We start from the raw sequence: 22,524 nt of genomic DNA, 5'->3' as shown, positions 1-22,524 counted from the left end.
GACTCATAGGAGCACCGCCAGGTTATGTTGGCTATGAAGAGGGTGGACAGCTTACAGAGGCTGTAAGAAGAAGGCCCTATTCAGTTATACTCTTTGATGAGATTGAAAAGGCTCATCCTGAGGTCTTCAACCTCTTGCTCCAGCTTCTTGATGATGGCAGGCTCACTGATGGTCATGGAAGGACAGTGGATTTTAGAAATACTGTAGTAATAATGACATCGAACATAGGAAGTACCCATATCCAGCAGCTTATAGAGCAGAGGCAGAGGAGACCCAGGGTATACTGGGGAGGAGATGATGAAAAGGAGCTGAAAGAGAAGGTTATGGAGGATCTCAAGGCCTTCTTCAGGCCCGAGTTCTTAAATAGAGTGGATGAGATAATAATCTTCAATCCTCTTACACCAGAGATGCTTAAGAGGATTGTAGATATACAGGTTAACAGACTGAAGAGATATCTCAAAGACAGGCACATTGAGATTGTCCTTACAGACAGGGCAAAAGAATACCTTGCTGATAGAGGATATGACCCTGTTTATGGTGCAAGACCTCTCAAGAGGCTCATACAGAGGGAGATACTCAACCCCCTTGCAATGAAGCTTCTTGACAGGTCGCTGAAAGATGGAGACACAGTAGAGGTTGATTATGAAGCCGGTGAGCTCAAATTCACTAAGGTTGCGGAGGCAGAACTCGTCCATTAATGAGCCTTTGGCTCATGCATATGTGAATGGTTAAGCCATTCACAAAAACAGGAGGTCAGCCATGTCAGTGGTAAAATGGTCACCCTTTAAGGAGCTTGAGGAAATGAGAAAGGATATTGAGAGAATGTTTGAGGAATTTTTTGAGCCCTTTCCCAGGAGGAGGCGCCGCTGGTGGGGCAGAGAGGGCATGGTCGTTCCAAATATAGATGTATATGATAAAAAGGGTGAGATTGTTGTAAAGGCAGAGCTTCCAGGTGTAGAAAAGGATAATATAGATATAACAATCACAAAGGATACGCTTACGATTAAGGGCGAAATAAAGAGGGATGAAGAGATAAAGGATGAAGACTATTATGCAAGGGAGATAAGTTATGGAAGCTTTGCCAGAACCATAGCCCTTCCAGTAGAGGTTGATTCTGAAAAGGCAAAGGCCACATTCAAGAACGGGATTCTGGAGATAGTGCTTCCAAAGAAGGAAGAGGCAAAGCCCAAGGAGATAAAGGTCGAGGTGAAGTAAAGGATGGAGGCAGGGCTGTGCCCTGCCTTTAATTTATATTAAGTTTATTCATACACCTTTCACAGAAAAATGCTTGTTTTTGATCGGTATCGCTTATTGAATTGGAAAATCTCATCACGCACCTTCTGTTTGAACAATGGCTGAGTAGAAAGAGATGTCCGAGCTCATGGATTGCCTCTTTTTTGAGTCTCTCAAGAAAGAGAGTTTCGTCCTTAGGAAGGCCATAGAATTGCGGTCTGAGCCTTGCGATAGAGATCAGAGATATTCCTGAAGAGGGATCAGCCAGTCCAAAGATGAAATTGAGATCTGATGAATAAAGATCATCCTTCACAATAAGAAGCCACTTTTCCTCTGGATCTGATTTTTCTATCTGAAGTTTTTCTATTATTTTATCTCCCAGATACTGTCTTCTTATGTGATTGTAAGCAAAGGAGAGATCGATCCTGTAAGGACAATCTTCTGTATTCAATCTAAAGATACTTTCAATATGTTGTCTAAGTTCCAAAAGGTCTTTTTTATCCAGATCACAGTTTAGAAGTAGTAATATCTTTCTGCTCACTTAACCGTACGCCTTCAGCCAGGAGGAATAAGGGCATTCTGAATCCTGATTAAATCTTTTAATAAGTTCTCTACCTCTGAAAGGGGTATCATATTTGGTCCGTCACAGAGGGCGGTCTGGGGTGAGGGATGGGTTTCTATAAAAAGGGCATCAACACCTACGGCTACCGCTGCTTTTGCAAGATATGGTGCAAATTCCCTCTGACCGCCTGAAGATGTTCCCTGACCTCCTGGCAACTGTACACTGTGAGTGGCATCAAAAACCACTGGATATCCAAAGGATCTCATAATCACTATTCCCCTGAAATCCACAACAAGGTTGTTGTAACCAAATGAGGTACCCCGTTCTGTAATAAGAAGTTTTTCATTTCCGGTGGAGATGAATTTTTCTATTATATTTTTTACATCCCATGGTGCAAGGAACTGTCCCTTTTTGATGTTAACTGGCTTTCCGGTCTTTGATGCCTTGATAATGAGGTCTGTCTGCCTTGAAAGAAAAGCCGGTATCTGCAGTACATCTAGAACCTCTGCTGCTGGTTCTATCTCTTCAGTAGAATGGATATCGCTTAATATGGGAAGACCGTACTTTTCCTTTACATTCTCAAGAATCTTTAAACCTTTTTTAAGGCCAGGCCCTCTGAATCCTTTAACCGAACTTCTATTAGCCTTATCATAGGAGCATTTAAATATGAGAGGAGTATTCAATCTTGTACATATTTCCTTGAGCCTCCTTGCTGTCTCAAGAACTGTATCTTCATCCTCGATTACGCACGGACCTGCTATGAGGACGAGATTTCTTTCACCGCCAACTATTATATCTTTTATTCTTATTTCCCTAGTCTTCATAAAAGAGTCCCTTCCTCTGTTTGAGGGATGCTTCGATGAATGACCTGAATAAAGGATGGGGTTCGGTAGGTCTTGATTTAAATTCGGGATGAAACTGACAACCCAGGAACCAGGGGTGTCCTTTGAGTTCTACTATCTCTACAAGCTCTCCATCAGGACTTAAACCACTGAAGATCATACCATGCTTTGAGAGAATATCTCTGTAGGTATTGTTGAACTCATATCTATGCCTGTGTCTCTCTTCTACCTCTAAGACTCTGTAAGACCTGTGGGCAATGGAACCTTCAAGGAGTCTGCACGGATAGGAACCAAGTCTCATAGTGCCCCCGAGGTCAGACTGGGAACTCCTTTCTTCAAACTTTCCTGTTTTGTAATTATACCATCTTGTCATAAGATATATGACCGGAGCTTTTGTATTGAGGTCAAATTCGGTGCTGTTTGCAGGAAGCCCACATACATTTCTTGCAAATTCTATTACAGCGCACTGCATACCGAGACATATTCCGAAATAGGGTATCTTTTTTTCCCTTGCATATCTTACAGCCATTATCTTGCCCTCAATCCCTCTATGACCAAAACCACCTGGCACAAGGATTCCATCAGCCTCTTCAAGATATCTTTCAGTTCCGTGAGCCTCAATCTCTTCAGAGTCAACCCAGTGGAGATTAACCCTTGCATTATTTGCAATGCCACCGTGATGCAGAGCCTCGACAAGGCTCTTATAGGAATCTTTCAGCCCTATGTATTTACCTACTATTGCTATTGATACCTCATATTTCGGCTCTTTTATCTTTTTTACGATCTCTTCCCATTTCCGCAAATCAGGTTCCCTGTCAGGTAATCCTAGAAGTTTGGATATCTGCCTGTGAAGTCCTTCCCTGTAAAATACAAGTGGGACTTCATAAACAGTCTCGCAGTCTATACCGGCTATTACATTTTCTCCATCAAGGTTACAGTGAAGGGCTATCTTTTTTTTCACATCAGCAGGAAGCGGTCTTTCTGTTCTGCAGATAAGAATATCAGGCTGGATACCTATTTCTCTCAGTTCTTTTACACTGTGCTGGGTTGGTTTGGTTTTCAGTTCTCCTGAAGATTTTATGTAAGGAACAAGGGTTAGATGGATATAGAGAACATTTTCCCTTCCCACATCGTATTTAAACTGTCTGATTGCCTCAAGAAATGGTAGACTCTCTATATCTCCAACTGTCCCACCTATTTCAACTATAACAACATCATTGTCATCCTCTACTGTCCTTATGGATCTTTTAATCTCATCAGTAAGATGGGGAACAACCTGGACGGTATCTCCAAGGTAATCTCCTCTTCTCTCCTTTGTTATCACATTGTAATATATCTTTCCTGTTGTATAGTTGTTATTTTTAGTTGTCCTTATGGAACAGAATCTTTCATAATGACCAAGGTCAAGGTCTGTCTCTGCTCCGTCATCTGTTACAAAGACCTCTCCGTGCTGGAAAGGGCTTAGGGTTCCTGGGTCAACATTTATATAAGGATCAAGCTTCTGAATGGTTATCTTCAAACCTTTTGCTTCAAGGAGTGCTCCGATGGATGCCGCAGCAATGCCCTTTCCAAGGGATGAGACAACACCGCCAGTTATGAATATAAATTTAGCCATTCTTCAGCCTTTTTCAGGTCCTGGGGAGTATCGATACCTATGGTATTTACTGTTGTTATACCAACCTTTATCCTCATACCGTTTTCAAGTGCCCTTAACTGTTCAAGCTTTTCAGTTTTCTCAAGTTCACCCTGGGGTGTTTGAGATAATCCAAGGAGTACATCCCTTCTGTATCCATATATGCCGATATGTTTGTAAACCTTCATACCTGATTCAAAATTAATTTCCTCGAGACTTCTCCATTTATCTCTGTAAAATGGAATAACCGAGCGGGAAAAATAAAGGGCAAAACCCTCTCTGTCAAGAACCACCTTCACTACATTTGGGTCTTTGATTTCACCCGGTTCTTCGATAATCTTTGCCATTGTGCTTATGGATGCCCTGCGGTCATTGAGAAGTTCAATGGTTTTGTCAATTATATCAGGTGAAATAAAGGGTTCATCTCCCTGCACATTGATAATTATATCACACATTATATCTTTTGCCACCTCTGCTATCCTGTCTGTTCCAGAGGCGTGGTGCTTTGAAGTCATGACTGCCTTTCCACCAGCATTTTTTATTACCTCTACAATCCTTTCATCATCGGTTGCCACAATAACATCCTGAATCCTTTTAGCACACCTTGCCCTTTCAAAAACCCATTGAATTATAGGTTTATCCTTAAGGAGTGCGAGAGGCTTTCCTGGAAATCTCGTGGCTCCGTATCTTGCCGGGATTATGACTACAGCCCTTTCGTTCATTCAGGTGTCAGTATGTAATCAACCTTCACTTCAATATCCTTTCTTAAGGAGTGGTAGACAGAACAATATTTTTCATGAGAAAGTGAAACAGCACGGGCAATCTGTTTTTCTGTTACATTTTTGGCTGATATATGGAGCGTCATCTCTATTCTTTTGTAATACTGGGGAGGTGTGGGATTCCTTTCTCCTGTTATGTCAATTCTGAAAGACTTTATCTCTCCCTTCATCTTCTGCAAGAATGTTACAACATCTATTGCCATACAACTAGCTACACTGAGTAAGAGTGCCTCAGTAGGAGAGCACCCCCACTGCTGGTGGGCATCAAATTCAATCTCATAACCCCTCTGTGTTCTTCCAGTAAAGATGAGCTCTCTGTCCCAGGTCAGGATAGCTTTGTTGACAGGCATAATCTTTTCTTTGTAACCCTTAAGCTCCTCCTCAAGAAGATCCTTTTCACTGTCCATGTTTTCCTCCTCCTTTATTTTTTAAAAATTCTATCCACAATCTGCGCGTTTTTATATGATAAAGATAAAGTCTGTTTTCTGTAAAGCTTCCTTCAGGAATTGAAGGATAAGGAATGTTCAAATTTCTTTCATAAATTCCATCAGGTCCTGTTTTTGAGTATATCTTTAATTTACAGGCGTTATTTCATACCTTGCCTCAAACTGTTTTAACTTCTACTTTATTGAAAAGATTTCCCTGAAAGGTCTGTCTTGTTTTCATGACAGTAATTATATCATTTATGATTTTGTGCCTGGAGAGATCCCACCTTGGTGCAATGAGTATTTCATCTGGAGCTGTAGCAAAAAGTCTCTGGATTACTATATCCGGTGAGAGTCTTTCCAGGAAGGCCACCAGAAGGTCAATATATTCCTCGTAGCTGAATGTATGGAAAGGATTATTTATATATATCTTTTCAAGAACAGTATCCTTAACCACTTGAAGCTGGTGAATCTTTAGAAATTCTACAGGTAATTCTGATATAACGTCAGCCATATGGAGCATCTCCTCTCGGGTTTCTGTTGGAAAGCCCAGTATTATATGGGCTCCTATGTGAATACCCCTTCCAGCAGTCATCTCAAGTGCTTTCAGAAAGGTTTTGTAATCATGTCCTCTATTTATGTACTCAAGGGTTTTATCGTATATGGACTGGAGCCCATATTCAATGAGTATAAAATGCCTTTTTGCAAGCTCTTCTATCATTGAGAGTTTTTCCTCATCTACACAATCAGGTCTTGTGCCAATAGCAAGGCCTATCACGCCTTCTTCTGAAAGCGCCTCCCGATAAATTTCCTCTAGCCTCTCAACGGGAGCATAGGTATTTGTGTAAGGCTGAAAATAAACGAGGAATTTCTTTGCTCCATATCTCTTTGATACATGACTGATACCATTTTTGATCTGCTCTTTAAGAGGAAGGACAGGGTTTGCACCCGGAGGTCTGAAGCTGTCGTTATTGCAGTATATGCAACCACCCCATCCTACTGTTCCATCTCTGTTAGGACAGGTAAAGCCTGCGTCCACATTAACCTTGTAAACAGTGGTTCCAAATCTTTTCTTCATATAGATGCCAAAGAGATTGAGCATATTTTATTATAACACCCTGAATTATGGCAGAAAAACTATCTTGAATTTCCTCGAAGGAAAAGAGGCATGCCTTTCAACTTTGGTAAGGGTAAATTAACAACCTTCCAATCTTTCAGAAATATGTGAAAAAGTCTCTTTTTCCCTGCAATCATTTTTACAGTATATTCCAGCAAGATGGCTGCAAGCTACTGATTCTCAGGAAAAACAGTAAGATTTGACAGGGCTTTTTGCTATCTGTTAATATTTTTATAGCCGAAGTGGTGGAACTGGTAGACACGCACGTTTGAGGGGCGTGTGGGGTATCCCGTGAGGGTTCGAATCCCTCCTTCGGCACCATTTCATCTCACCTCTACAGCCTGCCTTTACAGTATAATAATAGGCAATGTAGTGAGGCTTAACATGTGACAAGTGATGATTTATGAGCCTTAAGAAACCATCACGGAAACTTATGAAAGGAGGTATGTTGAAAAAGGTCGCTGTTATCGGTGTAGGATATTTAGGTCAGCATCATGCAAGGATACTGAGTGAGTTTCAAGATGTAGAGCTCTCAGGAGTTGTAGACACTGATATTGATAGGGCAAAGGAGGTTGCTGCTCTTTACAGAACTAGGGCATTCAGAGATTATAGGGATCTCCTTGGAGATATTGATGCTGTAAGCATAGTAACACCAACCGTCACGCACTTTGAAATATGTAGAGAGGCACTAATTGCGGGAAAGGATGTATTTGTAGAAAAGCCACTGACAGTCACTATAGATGAGGCTGAGGAACTTGTCAGACTTTCAAAGGAAAGAAACCGGATCCTGCAGGTAGGTCATCTTGAAAGATACAATCCTGCCTATCAGAGAGCAAAGGAATTTATTAAAGATCCCCTTTTTATTCTTGCTGAAAGACTCTCTCCCTTTTCTGGAAGAGGTACTGATGTGGATATAACTTTTGACCTCATGATCCATGATATAGATATAATCGTTGATACATTGCGACATAAGAGATTAAATTTTCTTGAGGCAAACGGTTACAGCCTTGTGACAGATAAGGTAGATTTTGCCGAAGCAAGACTTGTTTTCAATAGTAAGAGTGATAGTTGTGAAGTTCAGCTTATTGCAAGCAGGATAGCGGAAGAGAAAAAGAGAACCCATACTTTATACTGTAAAGACTATATTCTGGTAATAGATTTTATGGAGCAGAAGCTAAGGAGGGGTGTTCATGAGAATGGAAAGCTTATCTTTGAAGATATTCCAGTTGAGAAGAAGGAGCCTCTAAAAGAAGAGCTGAGGGATTTTGTAGATTGTATAAACTCAAGAAGATGCCCTCTTGTTCCCGGTGAGGATGTTTTATACCCTCTGTCAATTGCAATAGATATGACAAAAAAACTCAGGAGGTTGAATTAAATGGTTCCCATGGTTGATCTCAGGGCGCAGCTCAAGGAAATAAAAACAGAGATAATGTCACTTCTGGATGAAGTAGTTAGTTCAACGACCTTTATACTAGGTCCTAAGTTGAAGGAACTTGAACAGAAAATAGCAGAGTATCACAGAGTTCATTCAGCCATAGGGGTTGCCTCAGGAACAGATGCGCTCCATCTTGCACTCCTTGCTGCAGGAATAGGCAAAGGTGATGAAGTTATCACTACTCCTTTTACATTTTTTGCAACTGTAGAGTCTATAGTATATGTGGGTGCAAAGCCTGTCTTTGTTGATATAGAGCCAGATACATTTAATATAAATCCTTTGCTTATTGAGGAAAAGATTACACAGAGGACCAAGGCCATACTGCCTGTACACCTTTATGGTCAACCAGCTGATATGGATAAGATTATGGAAATAGCAAAAAAATATAATCTTATAGTAATAGAAGACTGTGCCCAGGCCTTTGGTGCAAGGATAAGGGGAAAACTTGTAGGAACCTTTGGTATGGCTGGTGCCTTCAGTTTTTATCCTAGCAAAAATCTCGGAGCATACGGAGACGGTGGAATGGTTATTACAGATAACCATATAGTTGCAGAAAAGCTCAGGCAGCTAAGGAATCATGGTTCTTCTTCACAGTATGTTCATGATACCATTGGTTTTAACAGCAGGCTTGATGAGATTCAGGCAGCAGTTCTTCTTGTAAAATTCCGAAGAATAGAGTATTATAATGAACTTAGAAGAAAAAAGGCCCATCTTTACACCAGCCTTCTTAAAGACTCAGATGTAAAAACACCTGTTGAAAAAGAAGGAGTCTATCATGTTTATCACCAATATACAATAAGATCTAAAAAGAGAGATCAACTTCAGAAGATTCTTAAGGAGAAGGGTATATCTTCAGTGGTCTATTATCCCGTACCAATGCATCTGCAAAAGGCATTAAGTTTTCTCGGATACAGAGAAGGTAGCCTGCCTGAGGCAGAACGAGCTTCAAGGGAAGCACTGTCACTACCTATATATCCTGAAATTGAAGAATCTGTTATTGAAACTATAGCAAATATAATCCGTGGTGCATAATTGGTGAAACATTGTTGATATGTCAGGAAAAGATATTGTAATCCTTGCAGGTGAAAGTTCAGGAGAGCTCTATGGTGCGCTCCTTGCAAATGAGATCCTGAGAAGATGGCCTGATGCTGAGATATGGGGTACTGGCGGCGAAAGGATGGCTCAATCAGGGGTGAGGCTTCTTGGAAGCTTGGGCCATGCCTTCGGTCTTTTTGAGGCGCTCGCTGCCATAAATAATATAAGGAGAAACTATAAAGAAGTTCTTAACCATATTATAGAGAGAAGACCCCAGGTCATTGTGCTGATAGATTATCCTGATTTTAATATAAGGATTGGAAAACTGGCAAAAAAACTGGGAATAAAGGTTCTCTACTATGTAAGTCCTCAGGTATGGGCGTGGAGAAAGAAGAGGTGTTTTGTAATAAAGGAGATTGCTGATTATATTGCCCTCATACTTCCTTTTGAAGAAAGACTTTACAGAGAGATTGGTGCAAGGGCTGAATTTGTTGGCCATCCTGTAGTGGAAGAGATTGAGGAGGTCGAAGCCCGCCTTTCTCAGGAAGGCAATTACAGGGCAATGGCAAAAAAACTTCTTGGAATACCTGAAGGAAAAACTGTAATCTCTCTTCTTCCAGGAAGCAGGCCATCAGAAATTAAGAGACTTCTTCCACTGCTCAGAGAAACTGTAAGGAGCATGAGGTCTGTAGTGGGAGAAAAATTTTTCTTTCTCATGCCTTTAGCTCCAAATCTTTCTGGAGAATTTAAAAGTGAGCTGGATCTGACGAGCTCGTTCGGGGTAAAGGTTCTTCCTCCTTTTCTATCCACTGAGCATTCTGGTGAGAAGATCTATATGTCTTCCTCCGTTGTTTCTCTTATTGCATCTGATATTGCTATTGCTGCATCAGGTACAGTGGTTTTACAGGCAGCGCTTCTAGGAGTCCCCACAATTGTAATCTACAGACTTTCCTGGTTAACCTATTTTATAGGAAGGCTTATTGTGGATGTGAAGTATATAACCATACCAAATATAATCCTTGATAGAGAGGTCTTTCCAGAATTGCTCCAGAAAAGGGCAAGTGTGGAGAATATAATGAAGAATGTAAGAAAATTTCTTGAATCAGGGGCATCTCGTGAATCAACCAGAAATGATTTGTTGAAAGTGAGGGAGATATTTTTTAGCAAGAAGCCTTCAAAAAGGGTAGCAGAGATAGTGGGAGAGTTAGCAGGATGGTAATAAGGGAGATGATAAGGCTTATTAAACCCCACTACGGAAGGGTTATACTTGCAGGTCTTCTCGGTCTCTGTGTATCAGGTATAAATGGCACACTTGCCTGGCTCATGAAGCCCGTTATAGACGATGTGCTTATAAAGAAAAACCTCACATATCTTGCCCTTCTGCCTTTGGGGATCATGATCCTTTTTACAATGAGAGGACTTTTTATAGCAGGTCAGGCATATTTAATGAAATCTGTCGGAATGAAGATCGTGAACAACCTAAGGAACAGACTCTATCAACACCTGAGCACCCTTCCCATGAGTTTTATAAAGAAAGAGGCCTCCGGTTCAATAATATCCCGTTTTCTCAATGACGTTAATCTCCTTCAGGATCTTGTTGCCCGTTCAGTAAAAGATCTTTTTGTTGAAGGTGCTACAGTAATAGTACTTACAGCCTTCGCCTTTTACAAGAGATGGGACCTTGCCCTTGCAGTAATAATTATAGGACCCCTTGCACTTTACGGTGTTCAGAGGATCGGTAAAAGGCTCAAGGCTACAGTGAAAAAGTCACAGCAGAAGATATCTGTTCTTACAGAACTCCTTACAGAGACACTTAATGGTTTTAAGATAATAAAGGTTTTTGGAAGGCAGGAAGATATGCTCAGGATATTCAGTGAAAAAAATCAGTCCTTTTACCGCGAGGTTATGAGGACAGTAAGGCTCAGTGAAGGAGCAACTCTTCTGATGGAACTAATTGGTGGTATTGCTATTGCCTTTGTGCTATGGTATGGTGGAGGTCTTGTGGTTAAGGGTGCCCTAACTCCTGGAGACCTCGCATCTTTTGTGGTTGCTGTTATGATGATCCATACACCTGCAAAAAGGCTTGCGGGTGTTAACAATAATATTCAGCAGGCAAAGGTGGCCTTCGAAAGACTTTCTGATATATTCAGAGTAGAAGGAGAGAAAGAGGGTGGTATAGATATCAGGGAATTCAGGGATTCCATTGAATTCAGAAATGTAACCTTCAGGTATCCCGGAACTCAGAGGATAGTGCTTGATGATGTAAATCTTAAGATTAAAAAGGGAGAGATAATAGCAATAGTTGGAAGAAGCGGGGTTGGAAAGACGACCCTTGTAGATCTAATTCCGAGATTCTATGATCCTGATAGCGGAAAGATCCTTATTGATTCCATAGACCTTAGAGACCTATCCCTTCATTCCCTCAGAAATCTCATAGGAATTGTGAGTCAGGATATAATACTTTTCAATGATACAGTAAGGAATAATATAAGATTTGCAAAGCCCGATGCCACCGATGAAGAAGTAATATACGCTGCAAAGGCTGCCCATGCCCATGAATTTATCATGGAGTTTCCTGAAAAATACGATACAGTAATTGGTGAAAGAGGTACCAGGCTTTCAGGCGGACAGGCACAGAGGATATCCATTGCAAGGGCAATTCTCAAGAATCCGCCAATATTAATACTTGATGAGGCAACATCAAATCTTGATGCTCACTCAGAGCATGCTGTAAGGATGGCACTCGAAAATCTCATGAAGCACAGGACCGTTATCATTATTGCCCACAGACTTTCTACTATAAAAAACGTTTCCAGGATAATTGTCCTTGAGAGAGGGAAAATTATAGAATCAGGTACCCATGATGAGCTATTTGAACTGAATGGAGCCTATAGAAGACTTTATGAACACCAGTTTGTGAGCTGACCATGAGATTACTTTACACCCTTTTTTATTTTTTTGCACTAATTTTTTTTCTGCCCGTACATTTTTTCAAAAGGCCCAAAGAACTTAGACCGCGCTGGCTTAGGGAAAAGATTGGATTATTAAAATCCGGGCGCAATTATAGCAATGCTATATGGATACATGCTGTAAGTGTCGGTGAGACCCTTGGAGCAAGGAGGATTGTAAGTTATTTAAATAGCAGATTCCCTGAAAGTTTGATCCTTTTTTCTACCATGACCGATACCGGTCAGGAGATAGCACGCAGGGAATTGATGAAAGAGAACCCCGAAGGTATTCTTATCTTTTATATGCCCTTTGATCTAGGTTTTATAATAAAGAATATTTTGAATAGATTCAAGGTTTTTCTTTTTATAACCATGGAGACAGAGATCTGGCCAAATACCTTTGAGGAATGTAAAAGGCTCAACATACCAGTTATTATTGTTAATGCCAGGCTCTCTGCTAAGTCCGCAAGGGGATACAGAAAAATAAATTTCTTTATGAAGCAAGTACTTGACGCTGTTAATGCCTTTTGCTGTTCAAGCAATATTGATGCAGACAGATTCCATTCTCTTGGAGTTGAAAGGTCAAGGATACATGTTACAGGAAATTTAAAATTTGATATGCCACCACCTGCAAGACCGGAATTAAATCTCAAAAATAGTGGCAAGGTAATAATTATTGCAGGTAGCACCCATCAGGGTGAGGAAGCCATTATGCTCCAATCATTGAAGGAGCTTCTCCTTTCAGGTAGGGTTTTTCTTATCCTGGCACCAAGACATCCCCAGAGGTTTAATGATGTAGCAGGATTTGTGAAGGCAGAGGGTATTAACTTTATTAGAAGAACAGAACTTTCAGGAAATGAAATTGATGCAGACAGTTACCAACTTTTACTTCTTGATACCATTGGAGAGCTTTCCTCCATGTATTATTTTGCTGATATAGTATTAATGGGAGGCAGTTTTGTACCTGTAGGTGGTCATAATCTTCTAGAGCCAGCATACTGGTCAAAACCTGTAATATGCGGTCGATACATGGATAACTTTCCACTTGCTGAGGAATTTTTCAGGGAAGGAGCGGCCTTGAAGACCGAGCCCGAGACCCTCCTTAAAGATGTTATGGAACTATGCAATAATCCCCAGAAGAGGCTGGAGATAGGCAAAAAGGCAGGAATTATTTATGAGAGAAACAGGGGTGCCTTTGAAAAGACTCTTAAAATAATAGAGGAGATCATTGATGATAAAAGACCGTTTAATTAAAACTTATGAGAGACTCTATCTTTATTTTTTAAGAAAAAAGAAGGAAAGAGCGATCAGGGAGCAGAAAACCCTGCCAGGATATGTCATAAGCATAGGAAATCTTACTGTTGGGGGTACTGGTAAGACACCAATGGTGATTGAAATTGCGAAGGAAGCAAAAAGAAGGGGTTACGATGTATCAATCCTTTCAAGGGGTTATAAAGGACGACTTCCTGGACCTGTCATTGTTAGCTGCAGGACAGGACCTCTTGTAGATGCAGTTGATGTTGGAGATGAACCTGTTTTAATGGCTGAAAAGCTTCATGGCGTACCTGTTGTAGTGTGTAAGGACAGATATGAAGCAGGCATCTATGCAATGCAGTGTTTTAAAGAAAAACCGGATCTTTTTATACTTGACGATGGTTACCAGCACTGGAGACTGAAAAGGGATCTTGATATTTTACTCATAAGCGGTATTAACCCCTTTGGCAACAGAAGACTTTTCCCCTTCGGTCCTTTGAGAGAGCCTGTTGAGGAGATAAAAAGAGCGGATATACTTGTAATAACAATGGCGGATAAGTGTAAAAGGCTTGATGCCCTCATTGATGAACTACGACTGTACGCTCCCTTTCAGCCGTTATATCTTGCAAGACATGTATTAAAGGAGATAATTAGATACAGAATTGATGAGAATGGTTATCCCGTCGAAGGAGAGATATTAATTCCGGATGAACTTAGAGATAAAAAATTTATTGCCTTTGCAGGAATTGGAAACCCCGAATCTTTCAGACTAACCATTCAGGAGAGCGGGCTGAATATCACTGACTTTATAACCTTTATGGACCATCATGATTACAAGATATGCGAGCTGAAAGACCTTTCTGATAAGGCTCATGAGAAGAGTGCCTTTCTTTTAACAACAGAAAAGGACCTTGTAAGAACTAAAGGGAAATTGCCGCCTGGCGAGATATTCACGCTGAATATAGAAATTTCCTGTGAGCGAAGTTTTTTTGATGAGATATTCAGAAGAATAAAGCTGGTATAATTAAATATCGGGGCGTAGCGCAGCCTGGTAGCGCACACGGTTCGGGACCGTGGTGTCGGAGGTTCAAATCCTCTCGCCCCGACCAGAATAATTCAGGAAAGTTTTGATATCAGGGCCTTAACCATATCTTCTCTTTCATGAAGAAAGGGTTTCCATCTGTGGTCCTCTGTTTTTACGATCTCCTCCCTTAAATCAGAAAGATAACTCTCAAGGATTTCTTTTAATAATTCTTTTTCCTTATTATTTAATTCAAGCATCATACTCTCACCCCCTTCTAAAATGATTATAGGATAAATAATGGGGCGAATCAATTTTTACCTGAGGCTGTCTTCCCTCCAAAATCACAGCGGCAGGATTTATTAATGACTTGATTGTAGACTTCTTACTAGGAGATTAATTCTTAGGATTTGCTAGAAAAGGAAGTTCTTGAGGCTTTTCTGGAGGCGGCGAGCGGATTCGAACCGCTGAATCGGGGTTTTGCAGACCCCTCCCTTAGCCGCTTGGGTACGCCGCCATTAGGGATGGAGCGGGTGGCGGGATTCGAACCCGTGACCCCAACCTTGGCAAGGTTGTGCTCTACCAGCTGAGCTACACCCGCAGAATAATTGACTTTATCATAAAGTGGGTTTTTATGTCAAATTAAGCCATTACAATTATGTCAGAATCAATCACATCAATTATTCCCTCTTTGCATGATGGGCAGGGCCTTTCAATCAATTCTAATAATGTGTTAACCCTTTCTGAGCCACACCTTGGACATTTTCTTTCATCCTTTGCCTTTTTTTGCAGTTTACCTGTTTTGTATGCAATCAATGCATCAAACCAGTAAAATTCTCCAAGGTCTGCATAAAACTGGTGCAGACAGTCAAGGCATATACAAAAAGAGTTGAAACCAGTTCTGGACGCAACAAGCTCAGGTGAGAATTTGCTGCCAAGAACCTTTTCAATGGTCTCAAATTCATCTGGATGAGGACAGATTATTCTTTTTCCATTGTCGTCTTCTAAATATATATATCCGCCCCAGCCTGCTGGTAGCTCAAATCCGCACTTATTGCCTTATAAAAATTAATTAATGGCATAAAAACCTCCTTTATAGTGGATTGTTGGTTTGAATTGCCTCGTGAGGATGCTCACTCTTTATGGACTTTTCTCTAATTAAATTTCCAAGGGCCTCTCTGAACAAGTCTGCGATTTCCCTTCCTTCAAAAAATGCTATTTCCTGAAGTTTTGAGTAAACAGAATCATGGACATCAAGCAGAAACTAAAAAAATTTTTAGGTTCATAGGCATGATTTGATATCATATTTTTACCCTCCTCAGTGATATTCTCTAAAAATCTTACCTTTTCTGTCTCAATGTATCTGTAAAATGGCATATTCTACCTTTTTATTCCAGTTACCTCTGTTGCCGTGAGTTTCTTAATCCTTCTGTCTTCAGGCAAGGCTTCGAAAGGTTCAAAAAATATTACAGGATAATCTTCCCTCTCTTTGTCAACATCTCTAACCTTTGTGTAACCCCATAGAGTGTAGGTTCTATCACGTTCCTGGTACACAAAAAAAACAGGCATGCCCTTATAAACATACCTCCACTCTCCTATTGGATTTCCTAGAAGAATTCTTTACACAATATCTGCTCCCCGCACCAGAATGGCTCATAATGAAGATCAGAAAGCGGCTCTCTTGGATTACCTATACAGAATCCATTTTCATCTTCCTTTACCGGGTTACTGTGGTTAATGTAAAGGTGCCCTTTCTACACTTTGTAATCCCGAATCCCTTAAGGGAGTTTTACAGCGCCCCTTCCCATCTTTATTGTTATATACTGTTCTTATTACTAAACCTTTCATAACATCTTTTACACATTATAAAATTGTCAAGGCATATAGCCTTGTTGTCGGGTACAAGCCTCTTGACATAATCATTCTAATTTGATAATATTTATTAAATAAAAATGATTCAAAAATATAAAGACATAGGGCTTAAGTTAACTCCACAGAGACTTGCTGTACTTGAGTATCTTGAAGGGAATAAAAACCATCCCTCGGTTGAGGAGATATACAGGGCAGTTAGGGAGAAATACCCTACCATGTCGCTGGCAACGGTTTACAATATACTTGAGACATTAAAAGAAAAGGGACTTGTTCAGGAACTCAATATAGATCCTCAAAAAAAGAGATTTGATCCTGATACAAGCTCTCACCACCATCTGATATGCACTGGATGCGGAAGAATTGTTGATGTATCACCTGAAGAATTTTCAGACTTATCCAGAATGGAGTTTGAAGGTTTTGAGGTCACAAGGATTCACGTTGAGCTTTATGGACTCTGCCATGCCTGTAGAGAAAAAGATAAATTTTTATAATTTAAAAAAGGAGCTTTTAGCTCCTCTATCAAAATTAAGGAGGTTTAATTATGTCAGAGGTGGTAAAAATAGGTCAGAAGGTTCCAGACTTTGAGCTTGAAACTTACAATCCTGAAACAAATAAGTTTGGAAAATTCAGCCTTGCTGAGGCAAAGAAGAACAAAAAGTGGACTATCCTGGTATTTTATCCTGCAGATTTTACATTCATTTGTCCTACAGAGCTTGCTGATGTGGCAGAAAAGTATGATGAGCTTAAGAAACTTGGAGCAGAGGTTGTTTCTGTAAGCACTGATACTAAGTTTGTCCATTATGGCTGGTATCATCAGGAAAAGACCATCCAGAATGTCAGATATCCGATGGGTGCAGACCCAAAAGGCACTGTTTCAAGACTTTTCGGAGTCTATGATGAAGATTCAGGTCTTGCATTGAGGGGTACATTTATAATAAATCCTGAGGGAGTTCTGGTATCTTCTGAGATTAATTATTACAATGTGGGAAGAAATGCTGATGAGCTCCTGAGAAAGCTTGAGGCCTTCACATATGTATGGGATAAACCGGAGGAGGTATGCCCTGCTAAATGGAGACCGGGTCAGAAGACACTTAAGCCATCTGAGGAAATAGTGGGTAAGGTCTATGAGGCGTTGAAGTAAAAGGTAATTAAGGATAGGTAAGGGCAGTATATCTGGCCCTTACCCGTAAATGTGGAGGAGGTATACATGCCTTTAAAATGGAGTGATGAGCTATCAACAGGTGTAAATGAGATTGATGCTCAGCATAAAGAGCTCTTAAAAAGACTTAACATGTTGCGAGAAGCCTGTCGTGAAGGCAGGGGTAAAGAAATAATTGATGAATTGATACTGTTTCTGGAGGATTACATTAAAATCCATTTTGGACTGGAAGAGAGATATATGAAACAGTATAATTACCCCGGGATAGAATTTCATATTGCTCAGCACAGGGATCTTGAAAAAAGGTTCAAGGAACTGAAAGCAGATTTTGAGAAGAATGGTTTAAGGCTTGTTGCTACACTGGAGACCAATGAGCTGCTCGGTCAGTGGTGGCTTAACCACATATCTCGTACAGACAAGGAACTAGGCAGGTATCTGAGAGATAAAATGGTGTAATCATATTAAGTCCAATCTATGTATGTCAGATATGTAATACTTTAATACTTATATTACCCAGAAGGAGAGAGCGTTCCAGTCTGCTGTGGTAAGGATGAATTTACTGAGGAAGCGGTAAAGACACAAAAGAGAGCTCCGTAGGGCTCTAAAATTAATTTAAGGAGGAAGACATGGAGACAAAAACAAAAGTAGAACTGAAAGAGTATGTATGTCAGCAGTGTGGCTATATTTATAATCCAGCGAAAGGGGATAAGAAAAATAAAATACCCCCTGGCGTTCCATTTGAAGAATTACCTGATGAATATAAATGTCCGCTCTGCGGAGCACCAAAATCAAGGTTTTCACCAATGCTTTAAACAGGAGTTTTTTTTTTATGTGCATGGATTATAAAGTAAGCTGTCAATGTGGTAAATACATTGCAAGTTTCAGTTTCAGAGACAATATAATGCCACCTGAGGTGGTCAACAGACTCTTCTGTCCTGAATGTTCAGGTGATATAAACTTTGATCCATCAAGTATGATTGTTGACAATGGATGGATTATAGAATATGATATGGATGTAGCAAGATTTGCAGCAAGGGTTCTACCTGTTAAGGATATCACACCTGAGTTTATATTTGATAAAGGATACTGTGCTTGGCGTGGAATGTATCCGCTGGATTACATCGATTCCATGAATGAGAGGCAGAAGATAATAGAACTTGCAAAGAGTAATCCAGTTAGATATCTCGAAGAATTAAAGAGATGGGGTATCATGAGGATGGAGCGGCTCAAGAAAGAGGGATGGAGAAAGGCAAGGGAGGGAGAAAAGATCTGGATATAGGTTCCGTGACGGAAAGTTTTAAGAATATAAGTTTTCAGAATACTATAGGGAGAGATTGAGCCCTTTAAGAAAAGGAGGTTTGAATAATGGAAAATAGACCTGGATATAAAGATAATAAGCCGGCATGCATTGAGCTTTATGAGCCCTTTCCTGAATTTGTAACATGTCCAAAGTGTGGAGAGGACGTGGAGATATGGACGGATGAGGAAGAGACTCATTGCATATTCTGCGGTTACCATCTATTCAGGAAAGAGACAATAGTTCATTAATCTCCTTGGGAGATTAATTTTTTTAATGAAGGAGGTTTTTATGGCAAGCAAGGAATTACTTGACAGACTCAATGACGCAATTGCAAGGGAACTACAGGTGAGCATTCAGTACATGTGGCAGCATGTGATGGTAAGGGGTGTGAATGCAGAGGCGGTTGGTGGAGTATTTAAAAAGATAGCTATCACTGAGATGAAACACGCTGAGGAAATAGCAGAAAGACTTGATTACCTTGGTGGAGTTCCAACCACAAAACCAACAACAATTACAGTGGGAGACAATCTCAAGGCAATGTTATCAATTGATAAAAAAGCAGAAGAGGAGGCCATTGCTCTTTACAAAGAGATAATCAAGCTTGCCGAGAAGGAAGGAGATGTAGTTACCAAGAGGCTCTTTGAATCTATACTTGCTGATGAGGAAGAGCATCATAATCAGTTTTCAACCCTGCTTGAGGATTAAGTAAAGAGATTTTGTTTTCCTGAATTAGCTTGATTCTAATTTTCGAAAAGGAGGTGAAAAGATGAATCCGGTTAAGTTGAAGGATGGCATCTACTGGGTTGGCGCCATAGACTGGGCTGTAAGGGATTTTCACGGATACATTACTCCGAGAGGAACGACTTATAATAACTATCTTATTCTTGATGACGAGATAACCCTTATTGATGCGGTTAAGGAAGATTTTGCAGATATTTCAATAAAAAACATAAAAGCTCTTGTGGAGCCATCAAAGATAAGACATATTATTGTGAATCACATAGAGAATGATCATGCATCAGGTCTTGACAGGATAAAGTCCCTCTGCCCTGAGGCTGATATCTACATTACCGAGCGGGGTAAAAAGGGGCTTGAGAGATTTTTTGATCTATCAAACTGGAACATAAAAACTGTAAAGACTGGTGATACACTGAAGATTGGTAAAAAAACATTGCTCTTTATTGAGACACCTATGCTTCACTGGCCTGACTCCATGATGACCTATGTTAAGGAAGATAGGATTCTCATCAGCCAGGATGCCTTCGGCCAGCATATTGCATCCTCAGCAAGGTTTGATGATGAGTATATTACCTGTGAGTCCATGTCTGAACTTGAGGATGCGGTCATAGATTATTATGCCAATATACTCATGCCTTTCGGTCAGCTCATAAAGGCTAGGATAGAGGAGCTCAAGAAGCTCGGCCTCGAGATAGATATGATTGCACCCGATCATGGAGTTATATGGAGGCAGAATCCTGCAAAGGTCTTACAGATGTATCTTGATATGGCAAACGGAAAGGCAAATCTGGGTGCCGTCATTATATACGATACCATGTGGCACAGCACAGAGCAGATGACCCTTCCCATAATGCAGGGAATCAGGGATGAGGGGATGGACTGCAAAGTTATAAAACTCCGTGCAACACCTATGAGTATAGCTATAAAAGAATTCTGGAAGGCAAGAGGAGCTCTGATAGGTACACCAACACTTAATAACACAATGTATCCAACCATAGCAGAATTACTTACTCATCTAAGAGGTTTAAGGCCTAAGAATCGCATCGTCGGTGCCTTTGGCAGTTATGGATGGGGTGGAGGTGCAGTTAAGGAGGTATATGAGGAGTTCAAGAGAATGGGACTTGAAACATATGAGCCTGGAATGCAGATTATCTACAGGCCTTCCTTTGAAGATGAGCAAAAACTCTATGAATTCGGAAAGGACTTTGCCAGAAAGGTAAAGGAATATCATGCAAAATTTTAGGAGGTAAATATGGCTGTATGGAGATGTACCATATGCGGTTATGAATATGATGAAGGGAAAGAGGGTATACCTTTTGAAAAACTTCCAGATGACTGGAGATGTCCTGTCTGCAATGCACCGAAAGACGCCTTTGAGAGAGTTCGTTAAGGAGGAAGCGCATGACAAAGACTGAGAAGAATCTCCTTGAAGCCTTTGCAGGAGAATCACAGGCGAATAGAAAATATCTCGCCTTTGCAAAGAAGGCAGAGGAGGAAGGATACAGACAGATAGCCAAGCTTTTCAGGGCAGCTGCCGAGGCAGAAACGGTCCATGCTATGAATCATCTGAGAGAACTTGGAGCTATTAAATCAACTAAAGAAAATCTGCAGGCAGCAATTAATGGAGAGACCTATGAATTTGAAAGCATGTATCCTCAAATGATAAAGGATGCAGAATCTGAAGGAAGAGTAGGCGCTCTGAAGAGCTTTCAGTTCGCCAATTAGGTAGAAAAGATACATGCAGATCTTTACAGGAAGGCACTTGAGAACCTCGGAAAGAATGCTGAAGTAGATTACTATGTATGTCAGGTATGCGGAAATACTTTTGAAAATGAACCACCTGATGAATGTCCTGTATGCGGTGCAAAGAAACAGGCATTCAAGAAGATTGAATAATGAAGATAGTTGCCTTTAATGGAAGCCCCAGGGTAGAAGGAAATACAGATATCCTTATAAAGGAATGTCTGAGACCCGTAAAAGAGGCAGGCCATGAGATTATCCTCTTCAATCTCAATCTCATGAATATAAAGCCCTGCCAGGATTGTGGTGGCTGCGAGACTTCAGGAAGATGCATAATTAATGATGATATGGCAGAGATATACGATGCCATAAGGGAGGGGCACAGGTTTATCCTTGCCTCTCCTGTTTTCTTTTTCAGCCTGAGTGCACAGGCAAAGGTAATGATTGATAGATGCCAGTCCTTCTGGTGTGAAAAATACCTTCTTAAAAAACCCATTCCTGAAGGTCCAGAGGGAAGGAAAGGTCTTTTGATACTGGTAGGTGGTATGAAGAAGGAGATAGGGATTCAGTGCTCTGAAGCCACTGCTAAAGCTTTTTTCAGGACTATAAGTGTTCCTGAGCACGAGACGGTCAGCTTCCTCGGCGTGGATGCAAAGGGCGCCATACTTGAGGTACCCGATGCACTTCATAGGGTTTATGATGCGGGTCTGAGATTATTGAAGTAAGGAGGCTCATATGGGACTCTTTGACTGGATATTAAAGAGAAAAAAAACTGACCTTTTTATTGAGTGGGATAATAAATATAAGGTTGATATAATTGAGATTGACGCACAGCATCAAAGATTATTCATTCTGTATAACAATCTTGTGGAAGCAATGTACAGAGGCGTAGGTATGAAGGAACTTGGTAATGTGTTAAATGAACTTCTTGAATATACTGTTATTCATTTCATGACTGAAGAGGCCTATATGGAAAAATTTAAATATCCAGAGCTTGAAAGCCATCGCTCCGCTCATAAGGGCTTCAGAGAAAAGGTTTATAATCTTCATAAGGATTTTACAGAAGGTAAACCTGTTTTAACAGCCGAGGTGGTGGAATATGTAAGGGACTGGCTCAAACAGCACGTCCTGAATGTTGATCAGAGATTTGCTCCCTATCTTAAAAGGGCAGGTGCTATATAGTAATTACTTTAAGACCGGACAGCATTCATACATGGTGCATCTTATCTTGATGATGGAATTTTATTAAGGAAACTTTATCCTTTTCTTTCTTTTTGAAAATGTATTAAAATATACCCATCGGGCAGGTAGCTCAGTCGGTAGAGCAGGGGCCTGAAAAGCCCCGTGTCGGCGGTTCGATTCCGTCCCTGCCCACCATAAAGAATTTACAAAAAATAAAAATTCTGTCTTTGGTCTCTCGATGTTTAGTCC

29 protein-coding genes and 5 tRNA genes are annotated in these 22,524 nt (G+C 40.6%); 23 read left to right on the top strand and 11 right to left on the bottom strand.

Going from position 1 to position 22,524, the window contains the following annotated elements; all coding sequences use genetic code 11:
- Together N2257_04350 and N2257_04345 are read left to right on the top strand one after the other, a co-directional pair.
- Nucleotides 1–698, top strand: a 698-nt coding sequence (locus N2257_04350; GenBank protein MCX7793621.1) for an AAA family ATPase, incomplete at its 5' end; no start/stop codon positions are given.
- Nucleotides 699–759: 61 nt separating this feature from the next.
- Nucleotides 760–1,215 carry an Hsp20/alpha crystallin family protein gene (locus tag N2257_04345; protein MCX7793620.1) on the top strand — a complete coding sequence of 152 codons (456 nt, stop codon included), beginning with the start codon at nt 760–762 and terminating at the stop codon, nt 1,213–1,215.
- A 28-nt stretch (nt 1,216–1,243) separates the two neighbouring features.
- On the opposite strand, the gene N2257_04340 is transcribed toward N2257_04345, so the two are convergent.
- The 6 genes from N2257_04340 to N2257_04315 form a co-directional block, all read right to left on the bottom strand.
- On the bottom strand, nt 1,244–1,774 hold the full coding sequence (locus N2257_04340) for an archaemetzincin family Zn-dependent metalloprotease (protein ID MCX7793619.1): 531 nt from the start codon (nt 1,772–1,774) through the stop codon (nt 1,244–1,246).
- A 14-nt stretch (nt 1,775–1,788) separates the two neighbouring features.
- On the bottom strand, nt 1,789–2,619 hold the full coding sequence (gene kdsA, locus N2257_04335; GenBank protein MCX7793618.1) for a 3-deoxy-8-phosphooctulonate synthase: 831 nt from the start codon (nt 2,617–2,619) through the stop codon (nt 1,789–1,791).
- Nucleotides 2,609–4,252: a CTP synthase gene (locus tag N2257_04330; protein MCX7793617.1), complete on the bottom strand. Its 1,644-nt coding sequence runs from the start codon at nt 4,250–4,252 to the stop codon at nt 2,609–2,611. Before N2257_04330 ends, kdsA begins: the two co-directional genes overlap by 11 nt.
- Entirely contained in the window at nt 4,231–4,992 is a 762-nt protein-coding gene (gene kdsB / locus N2257_04325; protein MCX7793616.1) for a 3-deoxy-manno-octulosonate cytidylyltransferase, read from the bottom strand. Before kdsB ends, N2257_04330 begins: the two co-directional genes overlap by 22 nt.
- On the bottom strand, nt 4,989–5,456 hold the full coding sequence (locus tag N2257_04320) for an OsmC family protein (GenBank protein ID MCX7793615.1): 468 nt from the start codon (nt 5,454–5,456) through the stop codon (nt 4,989–4,991). The genes kdsB and N2257_04320 overlap by 4 nt, the downstream gene beginning before the upstream one ends.
- Before the next feature lie 196 nt (nt 5,457–5,652).
- The gene (locus N2257_04315; GenBank protein ID MCX7793614.1) at nt 5,653–6,576 is read right to left on the bottom strand and encodes a TIGR01212 family radical SAM protein; all 924 of its coding nucleotides are present in this window, start codon (nt 6,574–6,576) and stop codon (nt 5,653–5,655) included.
- Between the two features lie 251 nt (nt 6,577–6,827).
- Here N2257_04315 and N2257_04310 point away from each other — a divergent pair.
- The 8 genes from N2257_04310 (at nt 6,828) to N2257_04275 (ending at nt 14,372) form a co-directional block, all read left to right on the top strand.
- Nucleotides 6,828–6,912, top strand: a tRNA-Leu gene (locus tag N2257_04310).
- Nucleotides 6,913–7,036: 124 nt separating this feature from the next.
- A complete protein-coding gene (locus tag N2257_04305) occupies nt 7,037–7,966 on the top strand; it encodes a Gfo/Idh/MocA family oxidoreductase (GenBank protein ID MCX7793613.1) in 930 nt (309 codons plus the stop codon).
- A complete protein-coding gene (locus N2257_04300) occupies nt 7,967–9,058 on the top strand; it encodes a DegT/DnrJ/EryC1/StrS family aminotransferase (protein ID MCX7793612.1) in 1,092 nt (363 codons plus the stop codon).
- A gap of 19 nt (nt 9,059–9,077) precedes the next feature.
- Nucleotides 9,078–10,280 carry a lipid-A-disaccharide synthase gene (gene lpxB, locus N2257_04295; protein ID MCX7793611.1) on the top strand — a complete coding sequence of 401 codons (1,203 nt, stop codon included), beginning with the start codon at nt 9,078–9,080 and terminating at the stop codon, nt 10,278–10,280.
- 8 nt (nt 10,281–10,288) lie between these two features.
- The gene (locus tag N2257_04290) at nt 10,289–11,986 is read left to right on the top strand and encodes an ABC transporter ATP-binding protein/permease (GenBank protein ID MCX7793610.1); all 1,698 of its coding nucleotides are present in this window, start codon (nt 10,289–10,291) and stop codon (nt 11,984–11,986) included.
- A gap of 2 nt (nt 11,987–11,988) precedes the next feature.
- The gene (locus tag N2257_04285) at nt 11,989–13,263 is read left to right on the top strand and encodes a 3-deoxy-D-manno-octulosonic acid transferase (GenBank protein ID MCX7793609.1); all 1,275 of its coding nucleotides are present in this window, start codon (nt 11,989–11,991) and stop codon (nt 13,261–13,263) included.
- The gene (gene lpxK, locus N2257_04280) at nt 13,241–14,287 is read left to right on the top strand and encodes a tetraacyldisaccharide 4'-kinase (GenBank protein MCX7793608.1); all 1,047 of its coding nucleotides are present in this window, start codon (nt 13,241–13,243) and stop codon (nt 14,285–14,287) included. Before N2257_04285 ends, lpxK begins: the two co-directional genes overlap by 23 nt.
- 8 nt (nt 14,288–14,295) lie before the next feature.
- A tRNA-Pro gene (locus tag N2257_04275) sits at nt 14,296–14,372 on the top strand.
- Between the two features lie 7 nt (nt 14,373–14,379).
- Here the strand turns inward: N2257_04275 and N2257_04270 are convergent.
- The 5 genes from N2257_04270 to N2257_04250 form a co-directional block, all read right to left on the bottom strand.
- Entirely contained in the window at nt 14,380–14,547 is a 168-nt protein-coding gene (locus N2257_04270) for a hypothetical protein (protein ID MCX7793607.1), read from the bottom strand.
- A 178-nt stretch (nt 14,548–14,725) separates the two neighbouring features.
- Nucleotides 14,726–14,801: transfer RNA gene (locus N2257_04265), tRNA-Cys, on the bottom strand.
- An 8-nt stretch (nt 14,802–14,809) separates the two neighbouring features.
- Nucleotides 14,810–14,885, bottom strand: a tRNA-Gly gene (locus N2257_04260).
- Between the two features lie 41 nt (nt 14,886–14,926).
- Entirely contained in the window at nt 14,927–15,100 is a 174-nt protein-coding gene (locus N2257_04255; GenBank protein ID MCX7793606.1) for a hypothetical protein, read from the bottom strand.
- Between the two features lie 564 nt (nt 15,101–15,664).
- Nucleotides 15,665–15,853, bottom strand: coding sequence for a hypothetical protein (locus N2257_04250; GenBank protein MCX7793605.1), 189 nt, complete (start codon nt 15,851–15,853; stop codon nt 15,665–15,667).
- 383 nt (nt 15,854–16,236) lie between these two features.
- Between N2257_04250 and N2257_04245 the strand changes: the two genes are divergently transcribed.
- The 13 genes from N2257_04245 to N2257_04185 all read left to right on the top strand — a co-directional run bounded on the left by N2257_04245 (nt 16,237) and on the right by N2257_04185 (nt 22,470).
- Nucleotides 16,237–16,647 carry a transcriptional repressor gene (locus N2257_04245; protein MCX7793604.1) on the top strand — a complete coding sequence of 137 codons (411 nt, stop codon included), beginning with the start codon at nt 16,237–16,239 and terminating at the stop codon, nt 16,645–16,647.
- A 50-nt stretch (nt 16,648–16,697) separates the two neighbouring features.
- Nucleotides 16,698–17,297: a redoxin domain-containing protein gene (locus tag N2257_04240; GenBank protein MCX7793603.1), complete on the top strand. Its 600-nt coding sequence runs from the start codon at nt 16,698–16,700 to the stop codon at nt 17,295–17,297.
- A 66-nt stretch (nt 17,298–17,363) separates the two neighbouring features.
- Entirely contained in the window at nt 17,364–17,771 is a 408-nt protein-coding gene (locus tag N2257_04235) for a bacteriohemerythrin (protein MCX7793602.1), read from the top strand.
- 170 nt (nt 17,772–17,941) lie between these two features.
- Nucleotides 17,942–18,127 carry a rubredoxin gene (locus N2257_04230; protein MCX7793601.1) on the top strand — a complete coding sequence of 62 codons (186 nt, stop codon included), beginning with the start codon at nt 17,942–17,944 and terminating at the stop codon, nt 18,125–18,127.
- Between the two features lie 23 nt (nt 18,128–18,150).
- Entirely contained in the window at nt 18,151–18,594 is a 444-nt protein-coding gene (locus tag N2257_04225) for a hypothetical protein (GenBank protein MCX7793600.1), read from the top strand.
- An 86-nt stretch (nt 18,595–18,680) separates the two neighbouring features.
- Nucleotides 18,681–18,863: a hypothetical protein gene (locus tag N2257_04220; protein MCX7793599.1), complete on the top strand. Its 183-nt coding sequence runs from the start codon at nt 18,681–18,683 to the stop codon at nt 18,861–18,863.
- Nucleotides 18,864–18,903: 40 nt separating this feature from the next.
- Nucleotides 18,904–19,320, top strand: a complete 417-nt coding sequence (locus tag N2257_04215) for a ferritin-like domain-containing protein (GenBank protein ID MCX7793598.1) — start codon at nt 18,904–18,906, stop codon at nt 19,318–19,320.
- Nucleotides 19,321–19,381: 61 nt separating this feature from the next.
- Nucleotides 19,382–20,596, top strand: coding sequence for an FprA family A-type flavoprotein (locus tag N2257_04210; GenBank protein MCX7793597.1), 1,215 nt, complete (start codon nt 19,382–19,384; stop codon nt 20,594–20,596).
- Nucleotides 20,597–20,605: 9 nt separating this feature from the next.
- The gene (locus N2257_04205) at nt 20,606–20,743 is read left to right on the top strand and encodes a rubredoxin (protein MCX7793596.1); all 138 of its coding nucleotides are present in this window, start codon (nt 20,606–20,608) and stop codon (nt 20,741–20,743) included.
- Nucleotides 20,744–20,754: 11 nt separating this feature from the next.
- Nucleotides 20,755–21,078, top strand: coding sequence for a rubrerythrin family protein (locus N2257_04200; protein MCX7793595.1), 324 nt, complete (start codon nt 20,755–20,757; stop codon nt 21,076–21,078).
- A gap of 170 nt (nt 21,079–21,248) precedes the next feature.
- Nucleotides 21,249–21,818 (top strand): flavodoxin family protein, encoded by a 570-nt coding sequence (locus N2257_04195; GenBank protein ID MCX7793594.1) that lies wholly within the window; start codon nt 21,249–21,251, stop codon nt 21,816–21,818.
- A 10-nt stretch (nt 21,819–21,828) separates the two neighbouring features.
- On the top strand, nt 21,829–22,275 hold the full coding sequence (locus N2257_04190) for a bacteriohemerythrin (GenBank protein MCX7793593.1): 447 nt from the start codon (nt 21,829–21,831) through the stop codon (nt 22,273–22,275).
- A 119-nt stretch (nt 22,276–22,394) separates the two neighbouring features.
- Nucleotides 22,395–22,470: transfer RNA gene (locus tag N2257_04185), tRNA-Phe, on the top strand.
- The last annotated feature ends 54 nt before the right edge of the window (nt 22,471–22,524 follow it).

The organism is Thermodesulfovibrionales bacterium (assembly GCA_026417875.1).
Classification (GTDB): domain Bacteria; phylum Nitrospirota; class Thermodesulfovibrionia; order Thermodesulfovibrionales; family CALJEL01; genus CALJEL01.
This window is presented reverse-complemented; position numbering and strand designations above follow the sequence as displayed.